Here is a 23319-nt window from a genome sequence, read left to right as displayed (position 1 = left end):
CACATCGCAGGCAGCTTATATCAAGCGCTTAGCTTAAGCTCTAGCGACTATCTACCAAGCTCTGGCGACTAAGCCTTTTAAGTAGAATCCTTCTGGGAAGGCGCTACCGATTGGGTGATCGCTCGCTTGGCTTAAGCGTTCGATAAACTGGATTTCGCGTTTTGCGTCCAGCGCTGCATCGGCCACGATTTTTTGGAACAGATCCGCAGGCATTAATCCCGAGCAAGAGAAAGTCAATAACACCCCACCTGGATTCAACAACTGCAATGCAATCATGTTGATGTCTTTATAACCACGGCAAGCCCCGTTCAACTGTGCCTTGTTATCGGCAAACTTAGGTGGGTCGAGCACGATCACGTCGAAGGTTTTACCTTCATCACGGTATAGACGCAGCAACTTAAACACATCGGCTTCGTTGTAATGCACATTGTCATCACTCAAACCGTTCACTTGCATATTTAGACGCGCCGTCGCTAATGCTAAAGAAGACACATCGACGTTTTCTATGCTGGCAGCGCCTGCTTTCGCGGCATACAAACCAAAGGTGCCGGTGTAGCAGAAACAGTTCAATACCGATTTATCTTTCACAAAACGGGCGGCAATGGCGCGGTTATCACGTTGATCGAGATAGAAACCTGTTTTATGGCCTTTAATCACATCGACAGCGATCTTGATGCCGTTTTCTTCGATAATCACCGGCATTTCAGGCAGCGTGCCGTGCAGTAAACCCGTAACAGGCAGCAGCCCTTCTTTCTTACGGGAATCCACATCGGAACGCTCATAGATAGCACAATCAGGATATTGCTCGGCCAATAACTCAACTAAGGTATCGCGCCATAAATCAGCACCTGTGCTCAGTAACTGACACACCAACACATTGGCATATCTGTCGATGGTGATCCCAGGTAAACCATCGGACTCGGCGGCCACTAAACGATAACCCGTTAAGCCTTGCTCGCGGATTAAATCGTTACGGCCAATTTGCGCCCGCTGTAAACGTCTGGCAAAAAACTCGCGATCAATTTCTTCTTCGCGATCGAAAGTCCAAATCCGCACTTGGATTTGCGACTCAGGCGACCAAGCACCACGACCTAACCAATGACCATCATGCGCGACCACATCGACTGTTTCACCGGCTTCTGGTTTTCCCTTAATGTTATGAATAGCATTGGAAAATACCCAAGGATGGCGACGCTCGAGCGACTTCTCGCGGCCGGGTTTAAGTTTGATTCTGATAGCCATAGTGCTGCCTGTAAACCTGTAAAATAGTGCCGCCACTAAAAAAGGGCTGCTGTCTAAAAAATGGGAAACGGATGATATACCCAATGTCACCTAAGTGCGAGTACCGAACGCGCCGCAGCGCTTATTTGCCATCATCCACGGGTTGCCGATCATACCTTATTTGCGCCACGAAACCTGCGCAAGAAACGCCATTTTTTCCATAAATTGGGCAATTTCTCTGCTCTCTCGATCGCGCTGGTCTCGATTTTCACAACATCATTTTAACTTAAGTTGAAAGTTATTGGTCTAAGTGCGGGTCTCATTATCGCAACAGGAAAAAGCTCTGCGCATTCGAAAGGCTCGTTTAGCCCGCGCACAAGATATTCAAACGAATCGCTCGATAACAACTAGGCTTACTCCTGTGTTTATTAGTCAATGCTTTATAAGTCGTCGATTTACAGCAGTCGTTATCAAAGCAACCAAATCAAGATTACTCATTAGCAGTCACACTCAAAAGGATTAGAACCATGAATAAGAAAACACAAACTGCACTGACTGGCGCCGCATTAGCGATGGCAATGGCAAGCATGGCGGGTTATGCCAATGCCGCCGAACCTATGGCTGGCGCCGACAGTACCGATCTCGTACATTGTTATGGCGTGAATACCTGTAAAGGCCATAACGATTGCAAAACCGCCGATAACGCCTGTGCTGGACACGCCAGCTGCAAAGGCAGTGGTTTTGTGGCTATGCCATCAAAAAGTTGTGGTGATGTCGGCGGTAAAGTCGCTGATGACTGGGTGGGCAAAATTGCTAACGCCGAACTCGTTCACTGCTATGGCGTTAACACCTGCAAAGGCCATAACGATTGTAAAACTGCCGATAACGCCTGCGCCGGACACGCCAGCTGTAAAGGCAGTGGTTTTGTCGCAGCACCTGCAAAATCCTGCGGTGATATCGGCGGCAAAGCAGGCGCTTAAACGCCAATATGCTGATTAAAAATCGTGACCAGCTTGTGCTGGTCACATTTGTCCCCCTGTTTACCACCGTGTTAACCCATACAACAGCAGCAGAAAACTTAAGGATAAGGAGTCAATGTGGCGCAAGATGTCATCACGCAAGCACCATTAGGTTTTGGCTTAGGTCTGAGGACACAGCATTTTGATGCCGTGCTCAATACCGAACCCGATATCGATTGGTTTGAAGTGCTCTCGGAAAACTACATGGTTGCCGGCGGCAAACCCCGCTATTACCTCAAGGAAATTGGCGAGCGTTATCCCTTAGTCATGCACGGTGTTTCCCTGTCGATTGGCAGTACCGATCCGCTCAATATGGATTACCTTAAAGCCTTAAAGCAGCTCGCTAACGATGTGCAGCCCCAATGGATTTCCGATCATATCTGCTGGACCTCAATTCACGGGGTGAACAGCCATGATCTCCTGCCACTGCCCTATACCGAAGAAACCGTTAAGCATGTGGCGCAGCGGATTAAAACCGTCCAAGACTTTTTAGGCCGCCGCATTCTGATGGAGAACGTTTCTAGCTATTTGTCGTATCAAGATTCCAGCATGGACGAATGGGAGTTCGTTAATGCCGTTGCCGAGGCGGCAGACTGTTTAATCTTGTTAGATATCAATAATATTTACGTCAGTGCCCGCAATCATAATTTCAATCCGTTGGACTACTTGAATAAAATCAATCCCAAGCGAGTGCAACAATTCCACCTCGCCGGACACAGCGACTATGGCGACTATGTGATAGACACGCACGACCATGATGTACCGAGCAGCGTGTGGGACCTCTACTGTGCAGCACTGAAACGTTTTGGCGGCATCAGCACTATGATAGAGCGCGACGCCAATATCCCCGAGTTTTACGCCCTCGAAGCCGAACTCACGATTGCCAGAAATATCGCCCGCGATACCTTAGGTGAGGTACATCCACTCAACGCCGCCAAAAGTAGGAAGAACATGCATGAAGGAAAGGTTATCGCATGAGCCAACTTCAGCAGCTACAACACGCATTTATGAATTATCTGCTGGCGAGTGCTGCGGTTGATACACCGCCCACACTTGAGCAAACCACGCAAACCTTCAAAGATAAGATTGCTGAGCAAGGCGGCATTAATGCCGATATTCGGATGCAGATTTATGCCAATGCCTATCGCATTCGTTTAACCGAAACCCTCGAAACCGACCACGAAATGCTGGGCATCTATCTGGGTGATGAACTCTTTGAACGTATGGCCAAAGGTTATATTGCCAGTCAGCCATCGGCGTTTACTTCACTGCGCAGTTTTGCCGATGCCCTGCCCGACTACTTAACCCAAGATGCGTTTTTCAGTCAGTATCCGATTATTGCCGATATTGCTCGCTTCGAGCGGCGTTTATTGAATGCCTTCGATGCTTTTGATACCGATCGCGCCACTTTTGCGCGCCTGCAAGCACTGCCTGCCGAGCAATGGCCTGGTTGCCAACTGCGTTTTCACCCCAGCGTGCAGCTATTCCAATGCAACAGTAATGCAGTTGAAACTTGGCAAGCATTAAAACAGCAAGAATCACCGCCTAGTCCCGATGATCAAGGCAAACGAGCTTGGTTACTTTGGCGTGGCGAAAGCCGATTAACTGAGTTTATTTCCCTGTCAGAATATCAACTCGCCCTGCTGCTGGGATTTATCAGCGGTGCCACCTTTGCCGAACAATGCGAAATGATGTTGGCATTTTTTAGCGACGCGCAGGCGCCGATGCAAGTGCTGCAGGCACTGCAAGCTTGGTTTCAAATGGGGCTTATCCGCGACATCGCCTGATGCTCTAATCGGTTTGGAGATTGAGTGTTAGCCAGATTTAAAGTGAATTAACTTGAGTGAGTTTAAGTTGTTTTATTTGGCTTGATTTAGCGAGCTTAACTGAATGAGTAATTAACTCCGCAGCGCCAACTCAACAATCACTGGCGCATGATCTGTACTGTAGGCATCGCGCTCATATTCGGGTCTGACTAAGTGCCTGTCGCAGGTTTGATAATCCACTACTTGCGCTAAACTGCGGCCATGGCTCGCATCAAACTCGCTCGAAAGCAAAATATAATCCAGCACAGAACCTTTAGGGCCGTAGTAATGGGTCGCCGCTCTGTGCTCCCTATGGTAAGCGGTATTGCCCGTCAAACTGTCCTGCTGATTGGCCTCAAGACATAACTCATAGGCATCCTTAAGCTGATATTGAGCAAACACCGCCGCTAACGCCGCATCCGATAAATGCCCAAGGCCAGCGGCTTTAATGTCATTACTGTGGATACTCTCGCCCTGTATCATTAGTGCATCTAAGGCGCCCATTGTCAGGCTGTCATTAAAGTCTCCCATCACTATGACGGGATATTTAGATTCTTGCCTGCGTACTAATATGCTATTGAATAATAACGCAGCTTCCGCGCCGCGCTGCATGGTTGATGCCCAGCGGCCTAAAGCTTGCTCTGTAAGTAATTGGGTTTCTGAATGCAGTTTCATGCTCGCTGCGGGCGCCAAGCTATCTAAAGTAAGTGGCTGATGTTCAAATCGCTTAGGTTCAATTAGCTTAGGCTCGAGCGCTAATCCAGCGCGTTTTGATTTAAAGTGCACCACATAAAAATCACACTTACCAATGTGCGGCACCTCAATGGTTGCGCGCAGCACCTTACGGCTAAAGGTAAATTCACTCGATAATCCCATCGCCGCCACTAAGCGCGCATCAGGTTCGACACTGCTGATTTTCACTATGGGATAACGGGAGGCAAGCGCGACCACAGGGCTGCGATAAATGTAATCACTGATAAGAGTTGGCGCATCAATGACAGCAAAATGCACTAGCCCTTGCTCGCTGGCGATTCGTTTGAGTGGTTCAGGGCTAAACACTTCTTGAAATCCGACAATATCGGGCTGACGATGGGCGAGAAACTCACTCAGCCATTGGCACTTTTTCTGCCACTGACCATGGCTATAGATATTTTCAAAGTCGTAGTAAGCCAAAGGCGGTTCAATAAAGTTAAACAGATTGATACTGGCGATCTTGATATTGGCGACTCTCATCTGGGCGATATCATTATGCTCAACAGCCACAGCTATGGAGTCCAACTCATCAACATCGATATTGTGTGCCACAGCTTAATACCTCCAAATCTGAATACGGCGACCAGTCTTGACCTGTCTGAACCTGTATGAATGATCACTTTGACTCACAGGTACAGACACAACAAGGGTATACCCGATGCGCATCAATGCCAAATAATCCATTTGAGATAAGGTGTTAGCCAAACTCAATCGACGCATCAATATCCGATCCCGAGACATCAATACCCAATGCCCGATATCCGATACCCGATACCACTAAAAGACACCTCATAGAGGCAGCACTACAGTCAGCGCCCATAAAACAAACAAATCAACAACAAGCCACTGCACATAAATTCATCAAGCAGTCCAATAACCATACACAGACCTAAGCAGCATCATAATGTTAACATTTAATTAAAATCTAAATTTAAACAAAAACATAGGTAACGACTTGTGCGGTTGACTTTAACTTTTGGCCCATTAGAATGATGGCGACTTTTAATCATTGCGGAGACCCACTGTGGGCACACACATAAGCGACAGTAGATGCCCTGTCCAAAAGACAGGATTTAACGCCTAGCACTAGCCCGCAATATTTTGCTGCTACCTGCTAAGCAGGGTAGTAGTGTGAACCATTCTTCACTCCGCCTCCCCCAAAATATCAATCACAAACCATAAAGCTTGAGCCTATGGCTGCGCTTTTCGCAATTCCAGCATATTCGCTGGGGTTCAGTTATGTGTATTTTTTGCATCTCAAAGCAAGTTTTTGCCTCAGTACCCTCCGTTTACCCGATGGATTAACACCTAAGGGTTTACACCTGAGGAGCCTTAACATGGCTTACATAAACAACGCAGCAATTTTGCGGTCTTTATCCTGTGCAAGTTTCAGCTTGTACTACAGCATGAGTGCGGCAGCATCCCATCTCGAAGTGGATGATCCCGCCCTCGCAGAACACTGCGAATTAGAACTCGGCTGGCAACAACCTAGGTCGGATCATGCTCGCCCACAATTTAACGCAACCACGACTTGCAGCCGCAATCAATGGGAATGGCATTTAGGATTAGCATCCAATGCCAATGACGATAATCGTGAGGAGCAGGCTGAAGTCGGTATCAAGCTACCGCTCAACTTAAGCTCTCACTCCGATTCAGATCGGCAACAGGATGATTGGCACAGCGCAGTGGTGATCAACTTGCAGAAAAACCTCGATAACGGCAACGGATTTGCCACCGAAGCCTTTGGCATTGTTGGCAAAACCTTAGGCGATTCCGATGTCAGCCTGTATGCCAACTTAGGTTTCACCCATGAGTTTAATGAATCGACCCAATTACTTGCGGGCATCGCTGCGGCCTATGAACCCAGTAGTCACCATCGCGTGATAGCCGAGCTTTATCAAAAAGCGTTGAGTGAGGCGGCCTATCAGTTCGCCTATCAACACACGCCGCAACGGCAGCTACAGCTGGAATTGAGCTTAGGCAATGCCCTTCGTGGCAACGCGCTGCAACTTGGCGCAGACATCACCTTTTACTTTGGTCACTAGATCGTTGAGAGAATGAACTATGAACATGAATAACAGCACAAACAACACTAAAAAAATCATCCATAACCTGCAAATGATTATCGAGCAACGCAGTGCCAGCGCCATGGCTGAATTAGCCGAAAAGCGCCACCCTGCCGATATTGCAGCCGTATTTAACGTCTTTAATCAAGAGCAACAAGTCCTATTGTTGCAACTGGCCTCACCTAAGGTTTGCGCCAATCTATTTCGCTACCTGACCGACGAATTGCAGGCGAGCTTAGTTCAGCAGCTAAACAAAACCACGCTTTCTGCGCTGCTAGTGCACATGGCGGCCGATGAACGTGCCGACCTTTACAATCTGCTCGATGAAACCCAGCAAGCGGCCATTTTACCTGCGCTCGCATTGGCCAAACGGGAAGATATGCGCACCCTCGCCGCCTATGACAAAGCGAAGGTCGGCGCGGTCATGACCTCGGATTACACCTTGCTCAATAGCCGCCATACTGCGGCAGAAGCCATTGATACCCTACGCACTGAGGCCGCCGATAAGGAAACCATTTATCAAACCTATGTGGTAGACATGTTAGGTCGCTTGATTGGTACTGTGTCTTTAAGACAGCTATTGCTGGCGCAGCCGCACGAGCGAGTGGTCGATTTTATGAAGCCCGACCCCGTCGCGCTCGATGCCAATGCGTTTCGCGAAGAAGCGGTGCAGATGATCGCCCATTACGACTTGATGGCGCTGCCTGTAGTCAATGGTAAAGGCCAGCTTGTCGGTATCGTCACCTATGATGATGCTATGGATATTGCCAGCTCACAGGCGGATCTTGAGTTCACGAAAACCGCGGCCATCGGCAATATTGACCATAACCTCAAGACCGCCAGCATAGGCTTACTCTACCGCAAGCGCGTGGTTTGGCTGGTGATTTTGGTGTTTGGCAATATCTTCTCAGGAGCCGGTATCGCCTTCTTCGAAGACACGATTGCCAGTTATGTTTCCTTGGTCTTCTTCCTGCCGCTACTTATCGATAGCGGCGGTAATGCGGGATCACAATCGGCGACCTTAATGGTACGCGGGTTAGCCACGGGAGAAGTGGTACTCAAAGACTGGCTATCTATGTTGGGCCGTGAGTTATTTGTCGCCGGATTATTAGGTGCAAGCATGGCGGCGGCCGTATCACTGCTCGGCTTCTGGCGCGGTGGGCCTGAAATCGCGCTGGTTGTCGCGCTCACTATGCAAATAGTGGTGATTATTGGCAGCTTGATTGGTATGTCTCTGCCCTTCTTACTGAGCAAGTTAAAGATGGATCCTGCGGCGGCAAGTGCGCCACTGATCACCTCCATCGCCGACATCATAGGCGTGCTTATATATTTCAGCATTGCCACTGTGGTACTCGACTTGCCTATGCCATAAAGCATGCCATAGCGCTAATCAATAGCCGAAAAACTCAAAGTGAACCAGCTAACTTGGCCCAGTTTTAGCCTTAGCTTGGTTCACTTTTCACTCGAAAAATAAGGTTAATTTGCGCCAACGCATAAAAGCGACAATAACCTCAAAAAAATTAAGAATAAAGCCAAAGGATCAGTTAATATTTCAACACCTGAATAGTTTTACTTCTTATTAACATTGCAGTATTTACCGCTGAGCCTAGTCACTGTAAGTCGATAAGCAATAGCCATAGTCCTTGCGACGCTAGAGGTCTTTTTATGTGGTTTAATTCCCAGCTCAAAGCTGAAAATAAGGCGCTTAAAGAGCGGCTTATCCAACTAGAACAACAACGCCAAAATGAAATCGATGAACTGCGTGGCATGATCCGTGAAAATGAGACTATGCAACAGCAATCGCGGCAAAATGCGGATCACTACACTGAGGTGATAGCCTGCCAAAACCAAGGTGGAGACATGCTCAATGCGGTGCGCGAAGGTTTAGCCAATAGCGCCGAATTACTGACCTCCGAACAGGATTCACTGTCAGAACTTGATAAGATTTTTGATCAAACCCGCATCGCCGTGGCAAGTTTAGGCACACGGGCGACTTATATTAATGAGCAAGCGTCGAGCAGCATGAAAGCCGTTACTGAGCTAGATGCGACGACCTCTTCAATCAACCAGTTTGTTGCCGCAATTCAAGGTATCTCAGAACAGACGAACTTACTGGCATTGAATGCCGCCATTGAAGCCGCCCGCGCAGGTGAAGCAGGACGCGGTTTTGCAGTAGTTGCCGATGAAGTGCGCCAACTTGCCAGTAAAGCCCACGAAGCCAGCAGCCACATTGAAAAACTGGTAAAGCAAATCGTCATTCAAGCGGCTGAAATTAAAGAAATTGTCCATAACAATCAAAGCAGCGCTATCGATGTTGCTAGCTCTTCTACCCAAATCGGCCAAGTGGTTGAAGATGTACTGCATCGCTCAAAGCAAATGCAGCAGGTAATCCATAACGCTGCTACCGCGTCATTCTTAAATACCACTAAACTTGACCACGCGGTCTGGAAAAGCAGCGTTTATCAATTAATTGAAAAACCACAGCATAACCACAGTGTGAACTCGCACACTGAGTGCCGTCTCGGACAATGGTATTTCAAAGGATTTGGCGCTGAGAATTATCAGCATTTGAGTAACTTCAAAGCCTTAGATGCACCACATAAAGCGGTGCACGAAGCGGGTAAAGCCGCGCTCAATGCCAGGCAAAAAGGTAATCTGCCTGAAATGGTTAAACAACTGCACTCAATGGAGGACGCCAGTATGCGTGTTGTCCACTGCATTGATAATCTGATGCGTGACGTTTATCGAGCCTGATGTTTATCGAACAGGCTTAAGTCAGCATTGATAAAAATACCCACCTAAGAGCGCCATACTCGCGCTCTTTTTTTATCGTTCAAAACGGTATATTAAATTTACTCTTAGAAAATGAACCCCTAGCTATACTTGATTTGAACACAGCGTTCATCTTTAATCGTTTCAAGAGCAAGCAGTGAGACTCAATTATAACATTCTAATTTTTAGGGTTATTAATGAAACTAGTCACAAGCTTTTTGCTATCACTTATCTTCTGCGGCGCTTTTCCCCTGCGCGCACAGCCGCTAAACATCTATACAGAAGAATGGTCACCGATCAGTTTCTCTATCGATGGCAAACCTGCTGGTTTAGCGGTGCAAGTCGTAGAAGAAATTCAAAAACGCATCAAGAACCCAGATCCAATTAAAGTCGTACCTTGGGCTCGCGGCTGGAAAATGCTGACCGAGCAGCCCAATACAGTGTTGTTCACTATGACGCGCACCGCAGAAAGGGAGCAGATGTTTACTATGATAGGACCCGTTGCTGTCGGCACGACCAATTTTTATGCCTTAAAAAATAGCGGCATAAAAATTACCTCGATAGAAGATGCTAAAACGGCGAAGGCGATTGGTGTCTATCGTGCCTCAGTGGAAGAGCGCTTGCTTACCGAACATGGCTTTACCAATATCGCCGCCTCATCAACGCCCTTGTTAAGTGCGAAACAATTGATGAAGCACCGTATCGATCTTTGGTGTAATGCCAATCTCACTGCGCCAAGTATTTTGTCGGATGCGGGCGCCAGTATTGATGATGTAGAGTCCCTCTTCACGATTAGCGCTAACCATCTTTACATTGCCTTCTCACAAGGCACGCCCAATGAGGTGATCGAGCAGTGGAAAAGCGCCCTAGAAGCGATAAAAGCGGATGGCACCTTCGCAACGATTTACCATACTTGGCTCCCCAACGATGCACCGCCAATGCAGACCGAACGTATCGGACTGAGCAACTAAACCTATTACTCTACGTTTTAAGTGCTAAGTTTTGATTTCTAAGTGCTAAGTGCAAAACTCTATAACTCTTTAGCAAGCTCTTAGAAAGGACACTCGCAAATCCAATCGATACGCTCACCCGTGATAGGATGATCAAACGCTAAGCGGGTCGCATGCAGCATTAATCTGCTGTTACTCGTCATCTTAGTGATGCTTGGTTCAGGTGCATCAGCCTTATCAGCCACACTCTCACCCACACCACCATAGAGATCGCACCCCAGAATCGAGTGACCAAATTGCTGACTGTGGATCCGCAGTTGATGGGTTCGGCCAGAAACCGGGGTAAACTCGACCCGCGTGGCGAAAGGCTCGGTTAACCGCTCGAGCACCCGATATTCGCTGATCGCAGGTTTACCTGTACTGTGGCAAATCTTTTGTAGTGGGAAATGGTCACTATCTTTAGCGATCGGCAGATTAATCATCCCGCTGTCAGCGGCAATATGTCCGTGCAGCAAGGCTGTATAACACTTCTCGATCGTGCGTGCCTGAAACTGCTTGGTCAGCAAGCCATTCACGCTTTTATTCAGTGCCACCAGCATAATGCCCGAAGTGCCAAAATCGAGTCTGTGCAACAAAGTGGCCGTCGGAAAATCCTGCACTAAACGATAATGCACTGAGTCGAGATTGAGCGGATTCTTCCCCGACAGACTCAATAATCCGCTCGGCTTATCAATCAGCAGAATGTCGCTATCTTGATAAAGCACGCGTATTTGCCCGAGGCAAGGCGGCGCAATAAAAGTATCAACTTTGGCAAGGCTATCGGCGGCAGGAGCAGACATAGTTTTCAGGCAACCTAAGTAGGAAATCAAATGAGTTAAGTCATACTCAAAACAAACTGCACAACTCAATAAAACAAACTCAAAAACTCAAAAACTCAGTAAAACAGACTAAGTAACTCAATAAAACAAATTCAAGAATTGAGAAAAACAGACACGGGCCTAAATAATAAGGCCGCATAACCTAAGTTATGCGGCCCTCTAATTCACGGCATTAACGCTGTGGCTTATTTAGCCAGTACGCGTAAATGCAGTTCTTGTACTGACGTCACGTTAGTACGGTCATCAGCGGCATGAGCCATACAAGTGGCGAATGCAGCGTTCATGGTCGTGGTGTAGTTAACTTTGTAACGCAGTGCACCGCGGCGCAATTGACGAGAATCTTCAATCGCTTGGCGACCTTCGGTAGTGTTCACGATATAAGTGTATTCACCATTCTTGATGCGATCGAGAATGTGTGGACGACCTTCGTGTACCTTGTTCACTAGACGTGGGTTGATACCCGCTTCGCCTAGGATAATCGCAGTACCGTGAGTGGCATCGATTTGGTAACCGAGCTCGATTAACTTAGCCGCTAAATCGGCAACGCGTTTCTTATCGCTGTTACGCACAGACAATAACGCACGACCCGACTTAGGCACTTCAGAAGTGGCACCTAACTGCGCCTTGGCATAGGCTTCGGCGAACGTATCGCCCACGCCCATGACTTCACCGGTAGAGCGCATTTCTGGGCCTAACAGTGGGTCAACACCCGGGAACTTGTTAAATGGCAACACCACTTCTTTCACTGAGTAGAAAGGTGGGATCACTTCTTTAGTGAAGTTTTGCGACGTTAAGCTTTGACCCGCCATCACACGCGCGGCAATCTTAGCTAAAGGCACACCTGTTGCTTTAGACACAAATGGCACAGTACGGGCAGCACGTGGGTTAACTTCAATCATATAGATTTCGTTATCTTTCACGGCAAACTGTACGTTCATCAGGCCGACAACACCGAGCTCCATCGCCAACTTACCGACTTGAACGCGCATGCGATCTTGGATTTCTTGGCTTAGCGTGTATGGCGGCAGCGAACAACCTGAGTCACCTGAGTGAACACCCGCTTGTTCGATATGCTCCATAATCGCGCCAATTACCACGATTTCACCGTCACATACTGCATCAATATCCACTTCAATCGCATCATCTAAGAAGCGATCGAGCAGTACTGGCGACGCGTTCGATACGCTGACGGCTTCGTTGAAGTAACGCAGCAAATCTTGCTTGTCGTAGACGATTTCCATCGCGCGGCCGCCCAGTACATAGGATGGACGCACAACTAGCGGATAACCGATACGCTCAGCGGCAATCACAGCACCTTCAACCGTAGTCACGGTATCGTTTTCAGGCTGCTTCATCTCTAAGCGTTGAATCGCTTGTTGGAAACGCTCACGGTCTTCGGCGCGGTCAATTGCATCTGGGCTAGTACCAATGACAGGTACGCCAGCGGCTTCTAAGGCTCGGGCCAATTTCAATGGTGTTTGACCACCGTACTGCACGATAACGCCTTTTGGCTTCTCGATGCGGACGATTTCTAATACGTCTTCCAGTGTGACTGGTTCGAAGTACAGACGGTCTGACGTGTCGTAGTCGGTTGAAACGGTTTCAGGGTTACAGTTCACCATGATGGTTTCATAACCGTCTTCACGTAGCGCTAACGCCGCGTGCACACAGCAATAATCGAACTCGATACCTTGACCGATACGGTTTGGCCCGCCACCTAACACCATGATTTTGTCACGGGTCGATGGGTTAGCTTCACATTCTTCTTCGTAAGTTGAGTACATGTAAGCTGTGTCTGTTGCAAACTCAGCCGCACAGGTATCCACACGTTTGTAGACAGGGTGCAGGTCAAACTTGTCACGCAGCTTACGCACTTCGGCTTCGTTCACGCCTAATACATCGGCCAGACGCGCATCAGCAAAACCTTTACGTTTTAGTTTGCGCAGTAAGTCGATATCCAGACCCGCCAGACCCGCGTCAGCCACAACGCCTTCAAGCTGAACCAGCTCTTCAATTTGCACGAGGAACCAAGGGTCGATATTGGTCAGCTTAAAGATTTCATCTAAGCTCAAACCCGCACGCATCGCATCGGCTATGTACCAAATACGGTCGCAACCAGGCTCTTTAAGCTCAAGGCGAATACGCGCCATCGCTTCAGGCTTAGACATGTCAGTGATAGGGTCCAAACCGTTACGGCTAACCTCTAAACCACGTAAAGCTTTTTGCAGTGACTCTTGGAAAGTACGGCCAATCGCCATCACTTCACCCACAGATTTCATCTGTGTGGTTAAGCGATCATTGGCGCCAGCAAACTTTTCAAAGTTAAAGCGTGGCACTTTAGTCACAACGTAATCGATAGCAGGCTCGAATGACGCTGGCGTGCGACCGCCAGTGATGTCGTTCATCAGCTCATCAAGGGTGAAACCAACTGCTAACTTAGCGGCGATTTTCGCAATCGGGAACCCCGTTGCCTTTGATGCCAATGCTGAAGAGCGCGATACACGTGGGTTCATCTCGATGATAACCATACGGCCATCTTTCGGGTTGATACCAAACTGTACGTTCGAACCGCCGGTCTCAACACCAATCTCACGCAGTACGGCCATAGAGGCGTTACGCATGATTTGGTATTCTTTGTCAGTCAGGGTTTGTGCTGGCGCAACGGTAATAGAGTCGCCCGTGTGCACGCCCATAGGATCGAAGTTTTCGATGGCGCAGACGATAATGCAGTTATCGTTGCGGTCACGTACCACTTCCATCTCGTATTCTTTCCAACCGATCAGTGATTCGTCGATCAGCAGCTCACTTGTTGGCGATAACTCTAAGCCCTGTGAACAGATCTCTTCAAACTCTTCCTTGTTGTAGGCGATACCGCCGCCCGAGCCACCCATAGTAAAGGATGGACGGATAATACAAGGGAAACCCACTTGATCGAGTACGCCGTAAGCTTCTTCCATGTTGTGGGCAATGCCCGCACGTGGACAGTCAAGACCGATACTTTTCATCGCTTTATCAAAGCGGCTACGGTCTTCTGCTTTATCGATGGCATCGGCAGTCGCGCCAATCATCTCGACGTTAAATTCTTTCAGTACACCTTTAGCTTCAAGTTCTAATGCGCAGTTCAGTGCGGTTTGGCCGCCCATGGTTGGCAGAATCGCGTCTGGGCGTTCTTTAGCAATAATGTTACGGACCACTTCCCAGTGAATCGGCTCGATATAAGTGGCATCGGCCATTTCTGGGTCAGTCATAATGGTGGCAGGGTTAGAGTTAACCAGAATGACACGGTAGCCTTCTTCACGCAGCGCTTTACACGCCTGTGCGCCAGAATAGTCAAATTCACATGCCTGACCAATCACGATTGGGCCGGCGCCTAGGATAAGAATACTCTTTATATCTGTACGTTTTGGCATTGCTTCTCTCTTCTCCTAGCTAGCGTACTACTTGGCGTTCTGACGGTATTGTTCAATAAGCTCGATAAAGTGATCGAACAGAGGTGCGGCATCGTTCGGGCCTGGACTCGCTTCAGGGTGACCTTGGAAGCTAAACGCAGGTTTGTCCGTAAGATGGATACCTTGCAGTGAACCATCAAACAGCGACTTATGCGTCACCTTAATGTTGGCGGGTAGCGTGCTTTCATCGGCAGCAAAACCGTGGTTTTGGCTGGTGATCATCACGTTACCTTTCTCGATGTTGCTCACTGGGTGGTTTGCACCATGGTGACCAAACTTCATCTTTAAGGTTTTTGCACCTGAGGCCAGAGCCAACAACTGATGACCTAAACAGATACCGAAAATCGGTGTGTCGGTTTTCAGGATCTGTTGAATTGCTTCAATTGCGTAATCGCATGGTTCTGGATCGCCAGGGCCGTTCGAAAGGAACACACCATCGGGATTCATCGCCAGCACGTCGGCGGCAGAGGTTTTAGCTGGCACAACAGTGACGTCGCAACCGCGGTCCACTAACATACGCAGAATGTTTTGCTTAACGCCGTAGTCGTAGGCTACTACTTTGTATTTAAGCTCATTTTCTGGCGTATCTGCAGGTAAACCGCCCACTAAACGCCAACTACCTTTGCGCCATGTATAGGCAGCTTTAGTTGTGACTTCTTTAGCGAGATCCATACCTTTTAAACCGGGGAAGGCTTTGGCAGCGGCGAGCGCTTTTGCTTCGTCTAAGTCTGCACCTGCCATAATACAACCGGCTTGTGCACCTTTTTCACGGAGAATACGAGTTAACTTGCGGGTATCGATATCTGCTATGCCAACGACATTGTTCGCTTTGAGATAATCACTTAAGCTTTGTTGATTACGGAAACTACTTGCGATGAGCGGAAGATCACGAATGATAAGACCACAAGCGTGAACCCCATCGGATTCAACATCTTCATCATTGGTACCAGTGTTGCCTATGTGTGGGTAGGTTAATGTTACAATCTGGCGTGAGTAGGATGGATCAGTTAAAATTTCTTGGTAACCTGTCATGGAAGTGTTAAAAACAACTTCACCAACAGAGAGACCATCGGCACCAATTGCTGTGCCAGAGAATACAGTTCCATCTTCGAGTACGAGTAAGGCAGACTTTGTCAACGCGACCTCCATAAAGAGCCAAGCCACTGAAATATAATGTTTTTATGTTATGTTAAGATACCAATTTCCGCTAATTTACGAAATTTTGACAAATTCCAGCGAGTTTACAGGAAAAACGCGAAACCGTCCACCCATTGGTATCTGGGTGCAAAAAAAAACGCCATATCGGCGTTTTTAATATTAATGCAAACCTAAAACCTGCTGCATATCATACAAGCCCGGTTTTTGCTCCACGAGCCAGTGGGCGGCGCGCATAGCGCCGTTAGCAAAGGTCATACGGCTCGAGGCTTTATGGGTGATCTCTAAACGCTCACCGATATCGGCAAACATCGCCGTATGTTCACCGACTAAGTCACCAGCACGAATGGTCGCAAAACCTATGGTTTCACGATCACGTTCACCCGTGATCCCTTCGCGGCCATACACGGCACATTTCTCAAGATCACGACCTAAGGTCTTAGCAATCACTTCACCCATTTTCAGGGCTGTGCCCGACGGCGCATCTTTTTTGTGTCTGTGGTGACCTTCGATAATTTCGATATCCGTGTAATCACCCATGACTTCGGCAGCCAGTTCGAGTAATTTCCACATCAGGTTGACACCCACAGACATGTTCGGCGCCATCACTACCGGCGTTTGCTCGGCAAAGGCATTGATCTGTTCTTTTTGAGCATGATTGAAACCGGTTGTGCCAATCACCATGGCTTTCTTGTGGCGCACACACCAATCTAAATGGACAATACTGGCGTCTGGCGCAGTGAAATCAATCAAGACATCAAAATCATCGGTCGCGTAATCCAGCGAATCCATGATCATGACCTTTAATTTACCCACACCAGCTAGCTCACCCGCATCCACGCCCACTAAACTAGAGCCAGCGCGCTCAATAGCGGCACCCAGCAATATATGGTCGTGATTGTAAGCCGCTTCAATAAGAGTGCGTCCCATACGACCACCGGCACCGACGATTGCCACTCTCACTTGTCCACTCATTTCAATCTCCTCAATCTTTCTTTGTCTTCCATAAGAAAACGCCTAAGACAGGCTTAGGCGTTTTATCAATATTAGATGATATCTAATAATTCAACTTCGAATACCAAAGTTGAATAAGGAGGAATCGATGCCCCCGCGCCACGCTCACCGTAAGCTAAGTGATGTGGAACAAATAATTTCAACTTAGTGCCTACTGGCATCAGTTGCAGTGCTTCAGTCCAGCCAGCGATAACGCCAGATACTGGGAACTCAGCTGGTTGGCCACGAACTACAGAGCTATCGAACACATCACCATTGATGAAAGAACCATGGTAGTGAGTACGCACTGTATCTTCGTAAGTTGGAGTAGCACCGTCACCTTGGACTAATACTTCGAACTGCAGACCAGAGTCAGTCACAGTCACGCCATCACGCTTAGCATTTTCAGCTAAGAACGCATCGCCTTCAGCAGACGCAGCTGCAGCTGCTTGCTCTTGAGCAGCTTGAATACGACCGCTGATTTCAGTGAAAGCAACTTGCAGATCTTGCATAGACACAGCACTTTCTAAACCGGCAAACGCATCGGCTAAACCCGCTTGAACGGCTGGAATATCCACACCATCAAAAGAATTGGCGGCCAGTTGCTCACCCATTTGACGGCCTACACCGTAGCTTGCTTGCTGTTCAACAGTACTGAATTTATCAGACATAATTAACGACTCTCAATTTATCAGTGGAATTTTGCGCGCCAGTTTACCATAGTTCAGCGAGCTATGCTGATAAACTGACTGCTTATTTAACTAAGGCGGCTTTTTTACACACTTATTGCGTATTTATCCAAAAGCGTAAATAGGCTAAGGACGCATATCGGCCAGAAAACAACCGCTAACACTCAGCTAAGTGGCACTTCGCTATGCAGCGTGCAGCTTATTTCGGCGCCGTACATTGATTCTTCACTTGGGTTTTAGCACTGGCATAGAGTGGCTGCATCTGCCCTTGCAGTTGTTGCAACTGAGCGATGCGATTACTGTTTGATGGATGAGTCGATAATAATTCTGGCCCTTGACTGCCGCCCACCTTCGACATGTTCTGCCATAAGGTCACACTTTGCGCCGGATCGAAACCGGCTCTCGCCATCAGCTCTAAGCCCATCACATCGGCTTCGCTCTCTTGAGCGCGGCCAAAGGGCAGAATGACCCCAACCTGAGCACCGAGTCCTAACGCCGACATATATAAGTCGCGATTCGACACGCCACTCGCCCCCAACGCCGCATCGGCTATTTGCATACCGACGCCCGTTAACTGTCCGCGAGAAACCTGCTCGTTACCATGTTGCGCCAACACGTGCGCCACTTCGTGACCGAGCACAGTGGCAAGCTGATCAGGACCATTGGCGACCTTAAGTAAGCCGCTATAGACACCAATGTGGCCACCCGGCAGTGCAAAGGCGTTAACTTGTTCAGAGTCAAACAAGACGACATCCCAGCGCTGGGTTTGATCCGGCAGCACTGCCGTCACCCGATTAGCGACACAATTCACGTATTGCGTCAGCTTTTTATCGCTACTCACCTTTTGCTGCTTTTTCATCTCTTCAAAAGAAGCATCACCCATCTGCTGCATCTGCGCCGCTGAAAAGAGCAAAGTCTGCCCTCGCCCCGTTGGCGATTGCGTGGTCGCGCAGGCCGATAATCCGAGCACGACCGCCAAACCCACTAAGCCTAAACGCATTGATTTCATCTGGCACTCCTTAAATCCCATGACGGGCGTGAAGATCCTTGAGCCAACAAAGGCTCAACTAATGAAGAGATTTTACTGAGATAGACAAGATAAGCCAAATAGAGAAACACTGGTGGCGCGCATTAGCGATACTTTGCACCTAAAGGGAATTAATACTCTTCTTTTAACAAAGCGTAGAGATACTCATCGCCCCACACGCCTTTAAAGAAGATGTTTTTCACATAATGGGCTTCACGCCTAAAGCGGAGTTTTTCGAGTAAGTGACAGCAGGCAAGATTTTGTGCATCGGTGATGGCAATGACTCTATGCTTATGCAGTTCAATAAAGAGGTAATCCAGCAATGCGCTGACGGCCTCAAAAGCGACATGTTTACCTTGATGCTCAGGCGCAATCGTAAAGCCAATTTCCACCTGCTGCTCATCAATAAAGTGCAGCGCCAGATCGCCAACGAGCGCGGTCGGTGTTGCTCCCGACGCGGCAGTGACAATCGCAAGTTGAAACCACGTATCCGCCGCACCAAATTGTGCGTAATCCATATTGTCGAACAGCGCGACTGCATCGTTATAGCGGTAATCCGTCCAGCTTTGATATTGGGCGACCTTAGGGTCGGCTCGATAGGCGGTAAAAGCCTCAAGATCCGCTCGCTGGAATGGCCTAAGTACAAAGTGCTCAGTCGTTAAACCGTTATTCACCACTTTATGAAGTGCTTTGCTTAACGCCAATGTCGATGCCATAACTTGGCTCCCTTAATGTAAATAAGTCACTACGTTACACCCAGAGCGAAAGCGTTAACAGCGGCCAATGCGCTTTATTCTGTTATCGGTTTAGTGATAGCAGCACGCCAAGCTTGAACGTTATGAATCGCTTCCATCCTTGCTTGAAGATGGCTTCACTCTTGTTTCAGGATTGCATCACTCCAGTTTCACTCTACTCTAGCTTCATAATGAATAGCCTCAAGCTCAGCGCTTACCTTTAAACTCTTTGGCGCTATGCTTATTGATGCTACGGCGATTCGCCTGTTTATCACGTGGTGGTCGCTTACGCTCAACCTTGCTATCTGCGGTGCCATCACTGGTATTTTCACTAGGCTTATCCGTTACCGGAAAGTCAGCCAATAATGCCAGCGGTAACTCCCGCGCAGTTAAACTGCGGAGCGCCGTTAAAGTTGCCATTTCACCGTGGCACACGAGGGAAATCGCCAGCCCTTTTTCGCCAGCGCGGGCGGTGCGGCCAATGCGGTGCACGTACACAGGCGCACTCATGGGTAAATCCAAATTGATGACCACAGGCAAGGCATCGACATGAATGCCACGCGCCATCAAGTCAGTCGCCACTAATACTTGAATGCGATTAGCTTTAAAGTCGGCCAAGGTTTGGCTGCGCACGGCTTGATCTTTTTCACCGTGCAGCGCGGCGACTTTCATCCCCGCTTTGGCGAGCCGTTTAGCGACGGCATCGGCATCATCACGGGCGCTGATAAACACCAGCACCTGCGGCCATTGATAGTGTTTTAAGAGCGCAATCAGTGCCTGTGCTTTACTGCCCTTGTTGACTAAATAGAGTTGTTCTTCGATTTCAGCAGCCACGGAATTCACCTTGTGGGCTTCGACCCGTAGCGGCTCATTCACCAGCAGCTTGCCCGCCAATGTATCCAAAGCCTCGGGCAAGGTGGCAGAAAACAACGAGGTTTGCTTAAGTTTAGGCATGAACGCCATCAGCTTTTGCACATCAGGCCAAAACCCCATTTCCAACAGACGGTCAGCTTCATCCAGCACAAGATGTTTTATCGAATCGAGGCTGATGTGGGACTGTTTGCATAAATCCAGTAAACGCCCTGGGGTTGCCACTAACACCTGCGGCTTGGCTGCAAGTTCGGCTAATTGATCTTCCAAGGGGACGCCGCCACACAGAAGCTGAATGATCAACGAAGCCGATAACTGACTTGCCACCGCTTGCAACACTTCAGTCACTTGCAGCGCTAATTCCCGTGTAGGCACCAGCACTAAGGCCAGCGCATTTGAGGGCGGCACAGACTTAGCACCCTGTAACTGTGTTTGCTGTTGCAACAAAAGTTGTTGTAGAAGTGGCAAACCAAAAGCTAAGGTTTTCCCGCTACCGGTTTGTGCTAAGGCTAACAAATCCCGTCCCGCAAGAATGGCCGGAATCGCCAATTGCTGCACCCGAGTCGGATGCGCCAACGTTGCAGGCAAGGCCTTAAGTAACGCCGAATTTAAGCCAAGCTTAGCAAAAGTTAACGACTCAGGGGAAGAAGAAAGTTCGGGAAAGGTCATCACAGCACCGGATCAAAACATGGGAGCGAAAGTTTACTGAGAGTTGGCGGTGAATACCAATGTTGTTTCGCTTTTACGCAAGCCTTGGTACAGTTTGCGACGGTACTCTTTACCACGGTACTGTTTGCAACAATACTGCTACGGCATTTACGTTACGCCGTTAAGAAAGTCTAGTTTTAAACTTCGTTTGAATTTCTAAACCGAATATCAAATCAAAATCGACATCAAAGTCGTGGGGCTTCCCCCCCAGATGTTAAATCAAGAGTCGACCAAGAGAGGCTCAACTGTAATCCGCTCTTGGTTCTCCCTTGCCGACAAGGTCCATATCTAACGGCCAGTTCGCAGAAATAGATGTATTCCGGTCGCTTCGGTGTTCGTGGTGTATCTTAAAAGAGACTCCTGCCGCATCTTTCTTATGTGCGCAAAGTTAACGCAGGTGATGGGATGGTAGATTTTAATCCCACAGCTTTCGTGAGCGCTTATGGTAGAATCCCGCCCAATCAGCTTTATGAATGTGCAACACAACTCATTTGTTTAACTGAGCGTAGTGGAACACTACCGTGATTAACTAAATGAGGAGAACAGATTATGAGTAAGTTAAATGCCGAAGAACGTAAAGCCCGCGATAACGCCCGTTTTTCACAACGCGTCGATGAACGCCGCACAAAAGGCGAAGACGTGGTCGCCTACGTACTGGGCAACAAGCTCGCGTTTAAGTTTCTGACTAAACCAGAGAGACACGAATTTAAACAAAGAGAAGCGGCACTTGAAGAAGAAGCCAAACTTAAAAAGCAGCAAGCGTTTCAGCTTAAAACCGAGCAAGAGTTAGAGAAAGCCGAAGCCGCATTTACTGTTCCAGAAGAGTAACCTCTCAAAAGAGCCATTGATTATAATTGATGGCTCACGCCAAAATAACGAAACTGACAAACTTTATTTGAATTAAATGGTGAGATTTCAACCTCTGATTTATATTCAATAAACAACCAAGAGAGACAGACAGCATTTCTCTCTTGGATCTTATTTTCGTTCTAATTTTAAGTTTCGGCTTCAAGTCATAAAATTGCGAATTCCATTGTTTTATATAGCTATTTTTCAACGCTATTCATATTACTTTTTAGCCTAATATTTAAATACTCGTGAGCAGAATCAGATATATCACAGCCTAGATATTTTCTAGACAAATTATTTGCAGCAACTAGAGTAGACCCTGAACCAAAAAAAGAATCAGCAACAACATCGTTTTCTGAAGAGCTTTGCCTAATAAGAACCTCAATTAAATCTACAGGCTTCTCTGTGGGATATCCCCTCCACACTCTCTTATATTCTAATACATCAGGAACACTTAAATCGCTTAGCTTTCTTTTTCCTTTCTCAAAAAACAAAATAAACTCATATCGAGCACGATAATGATAACCCATTCCAATCGCACATTTATCCCAAACAATAGGTTTCCAAAACCTAAAACCTACCTTCTCAGCAATAGGCTTTGCAACAAACATAGTTTCTTGATCGCAAAATAGATAAAAATGAGAACCTTTTTTTAGTACTCGATAAATTTCTGTAAATAACTCTTCAAACCTAGTATTAGGAAATATACTAAACCATTGATTGCTTGATGATTTACTATCTTTCAGACGAGTTGTAGTACCTATTTTTCGATGTTTCTCCAATGACTCATATGGAGGGTCAGTAATGAATAAGTCTACGCTAGAGTCCTCTAGTGTTTTAAGCCAATCAACAGCATCCATTTTATAAGTTTGTGACATTAAGTGTTCCGAGTGCACCAAAAGGCAAGTAACTTAACACAATAAGGCAGATACAACATCATATCTGCCTATCGTTATCAGCTACATTTCGGATTACTAGCTTCACAGTGCAAACTTCTACAGTCACGACAATATGACTGTACTCGAATAGTTCCATCCCCCATATTTCTGAGACCGAACAATTCTTCTACTTCATCAGCATTTGTCGCAACTTTATTACATCCTCTACAAGGACAACTTGCTCTTGTTAAATCAGGCATACGATCCACCCCATTGGTTACATGTTATTAACTAACTTATGGGAAAATAATATAATTTCAATAGACAGAATTAATTCAGTCAAAAAATCAACATAAAGTAGGATTAACATAACTTTTATGCATTAATAATTTACAGATAACTCCAAAATCTAAGGAATACACCATCCCCTCGGAGTTGCCGCAGGGCGAATAGACAAATTGCGTGAGTCTTGCCATGGATGGCAAGCTAGCTTTCGCAGGTGC

19 protein-coding genes are annotated in these 23319 nt (G+C 47.6%); 8 read left to right on the top strand and 11 right to left on the bottom strand.

Annotated features, from left to right (window positions below; translation table 11 throughout):
• Positions 1 to 51 precede the first annotated feature (51 nt).
• On the bottom strand, positions 52 to 1242 hold the full coding sequence (locus BM607_RS10795) for a class I SAM-dependent methyltransferase (protein WP_006083894.1): 1191 nt from the start codon (positions 1240 to 1242) through the stop codon (positions 52 to 54).
• Positions 1243 to 1748: 506 nt separating this feature from the next.
• Here BM607_RS10795 and BM607_RS10790 point away from each other — a divergent pair.
• From BM607_RS10790 to BM607_RS10780, 3 genes are all read left to right on the top strand, one after another.
• The gene (locus tag BM607_RS10790) at positions 1749 to 2201 is read left to right on the top strand and encodes a hypothetical protein (protein ID WP_087486520.1); all 453 of its coding nucleotides are present in this window, start codon (positions 1749 to 1751) and stop codon (positions 2199 to 2201) included.
• A 117-nt stretch (positions 2202 to 2318) separates the two neighbouring features.
• Entirely contained in the window at positions 2319 to 3218 is a 900-nt protein-coding gene (locus BM607_RS10785) for a DUF692 domain-containing protein (protein WP_071938432.1), read from the top strand.
• Positions 3215 to 4027 carry a DNA-binding domain-containing protein gene (locus BM607_RS10780; RefSeq protein ID WP_071938433.1) on the top strand — a complete coding sequence of 271 codons (813 nt, stop codon included), beginning with the start codon at positions 3215 to 3217 and terminating at the stop codon, positions 4025 to 4027. The genes BM607_RS10785 and BM607_RS10780 overlap by 4 nt, the downstream gene beginning before the upstream one ends.
• Positions 4028 to 4138: 111 nt before the next feature.
• Here BM607_RS10780 and BM607_RS10775 read toward each other — a convergent pair whose 3' ends face one another.
• Positions 4139 to 5350, bottom strand: a complete 1212-nt coding sequence (locus tag BM607_RS10775; RefSeq protein WP_071938434.1) for an endonuclease/exonuclease/phosphatase family protein — start codon at positions 5348 to 5350, stop codon at positions 4139 to 4141.
• Positions 5351 to 6135: 785 nt separating this feature from the next.
• On the opposite strand from BM607_RS10775, the gene BM607_RS10765 reads away from it, so the two are divergent.
• From BM607_RS10765 to BM607_RS10750, 4 genes are all read left to right on the top strand, one after another.
• Positions 6136 to 6843, top strand: coding sequence for a hypothetical protein (locus tag BM607_RS10765; protein ID WP_071938435.1), 708 nt, complete (start codon positions 6136 to 6138; stop codon positions 6841 to 6843).
• 19 nt (positions 6844 to 6862) lie between these two features.
• Entirely contained in the window at positions 6863 to 8236 is a 1374-nt protein-coding gene (gene mgtE / locus BM607_RS10760; protein WP_071938436.1) for a magnesium transporter, read from the top strand.
• A 293-nt stretch (positions 8237 to 8529) separates the two neighbouring features.
• The gene (locus tag BM607_RS10755) at positions 8530 to 9618 is read left to right on the top strand and encodes a methyl-accepting chemotaxis protein (protein WP_071938437.1); all 1089 of its coding nucleotides are present in this window, start codon (positions 8530 to 8532) and stop codon (positions 9616 to 9618) included.
• Between the two features lie 215 nt (positions 9619 to 9833).
• Positions 9834 to 10607 (top strand): ABC transporter substrate-binding protein, encoded by a 774-nt coding sequence (locus tag BM607_RS10750; RefSeq protein ID WP_071938438.1) that lies wholly within the window; start codon positions 9834 to 9836, stop codon positions 10605 to 10607.
• Between the two features lie 80 nt (positions 10608 to 10687).
• On the opposite strand, the gene BM607_RS10745 is transcribed toward BM607_RS10750, so the two are convergent.
• The 8 genes from BM607_RS10745 to BM607_RS10710 all read right to left on the bottom strand — a co-directional run bounded on the left by BM607_RS10745 (position 10688) and on the right by BM607_RS10710 (position 21050).
• Positions 10688 to 11425 carry an RluA family pseudouridine synthase gene (locus BM607_RS10745; RefSeq protein WP_071938439.1) on the bottom strand — a complete coding sequence of 246 codons (738 nt, stop codon included), beginning with the start codon at positions 11423 to 11425 and terminating at the stop codon, positions 10688 to 10690.
• A 224-nt stretch (positions 11426 to 11649) separates the two neighbouring features.
• Positions 11650 to 14874 carry a carbamoyl-phosphate synthase large subunit gene (carB, locus tag BM607_RS10740; protein ID WP_011847558.1) on the bottom strand — a complete coding sequence of 1075 codons (3225 nt, stop codon included), beginning with the start codon at positions 14872 to 14874 and terminating at the stop codon, positions 11650 to 11652.
• Positions 14875 to 14901: 27 nt separating this feature from the next.
• Positions 14902 to 16062 (bottom strand): glutamine-hydrolyzing carbamoyl-phosphate synthase small subunit, encoded by a 1161-nt coding sequence (gene carA / locus BM607_RS10735; protein WP_087486519.1) that lies wholly within the window; start codon positions 16060 to 16062, stop codon positions 14902 to 14904.
• 168 nt (positions 16063 to 16230) lie between these two features.
• Entirely contained in the window at positions 16231 to 17043 is an 813-nt protein-coding gene (dapB, locus tag BM607_RS10730; RefSeq protein WP_006082785.1) for a 4-hydroxy-tetrahydrodipicolinate reductase, read from the bottom strand.
• A 71-nt stretch (positions 17044 to 17114) separates the two neighbouring features.
• A complete protein-coding gene (locus BM607_RS10725) occupies positions 17115 to 17732 on the bottom strand; it encodes an FKBP-type peptidyl-prolyl cis-trans isomerase (RefSeq protein WP_006083907.1) in 618 nt (205 codons plus the stop codon).
• Positions 17733 to 17949: 217 nt separating this feature from the next.
• Positions 17950 to 18759: a M48 family metallopeptidase gene (locus BM607_RS10720; protein ID WP_071938440.1), complete on the bottom strand. Its 810-nt coding sequence runs from the start codon at positions 18757 to 18759 to the stop codon at positions 17950 to 17952.
• 149 nt (positions 18760 to 18908) lie between these two features.
• On the bottom strand, positions 18909 to 19493 hold the full coding sequence (locus BM607_RS10715) for a GNAT family protein (protein WP_071938441.1): 585 nt from the start codon (positions 19491 to 19493) through the stop codon (positions 18909 to 18911).
• A gap of 225 nt (positions 19494 to 19718) precedes the next feature.
• The gene (locus tag BM607_RS10710; protein ID WP_071938442.1) at positions 19719 to 21050 is read right to left on the bottom strand and encodes a DEAD/DEAH box helicase; all 1332 of its coding nucleotides are present in this window, start codon (positions 21048 to 21050) and stop codon (positions 19719 to 19721) included.
• 588 nt (positions 21051 to 21638) lie between these two features.
• On the opposite strand from BM607_RS10710, the gene BM607_RS10705 reads away from it, so the two are divergent.
• Positions 21639 to 21917, top strand: a complete 279-nt coding sequence (locus tag BM607_RS10705; protein ID WP_006082790.1) for a hypothetical protein — start codon at positions 21639 to 21641, stop codon at positions 21915 to 21917.
• A gap of 218 nt (positions 21918 to 22135) precedes the next feature.
• Here BM607_RS10705 and BM607_RS10700 read toward each other — a convergent pair whose 3' ends face one another.
• Positions 22136 to 22816 (bottom strand): site-specific DNA-methyltransferase, encoded by a 681-nt coding sequence (locus BM607_RS10700; protein WP_071938443.1) that lies wholly within the window; start codon positions 22814 to 22816, stop codon positions 22136 to 22138.
• Positions 22817 to 23319 lie beyond the last annotated feature (503 nt).

The organism is Shewanella sp. SACH, from assembly GCF_001887095.2.
Taxonomy (GTDB): domain Bacteria; phylum Pseudomonadota; class Gammaproteobacteria; order Enterobacterales; family Shewanellaceae; genus Shewanella; species Shewanella baltica.
This window is presented reverse-complemented; position numbering and strand designations above follow the sequence as displayed.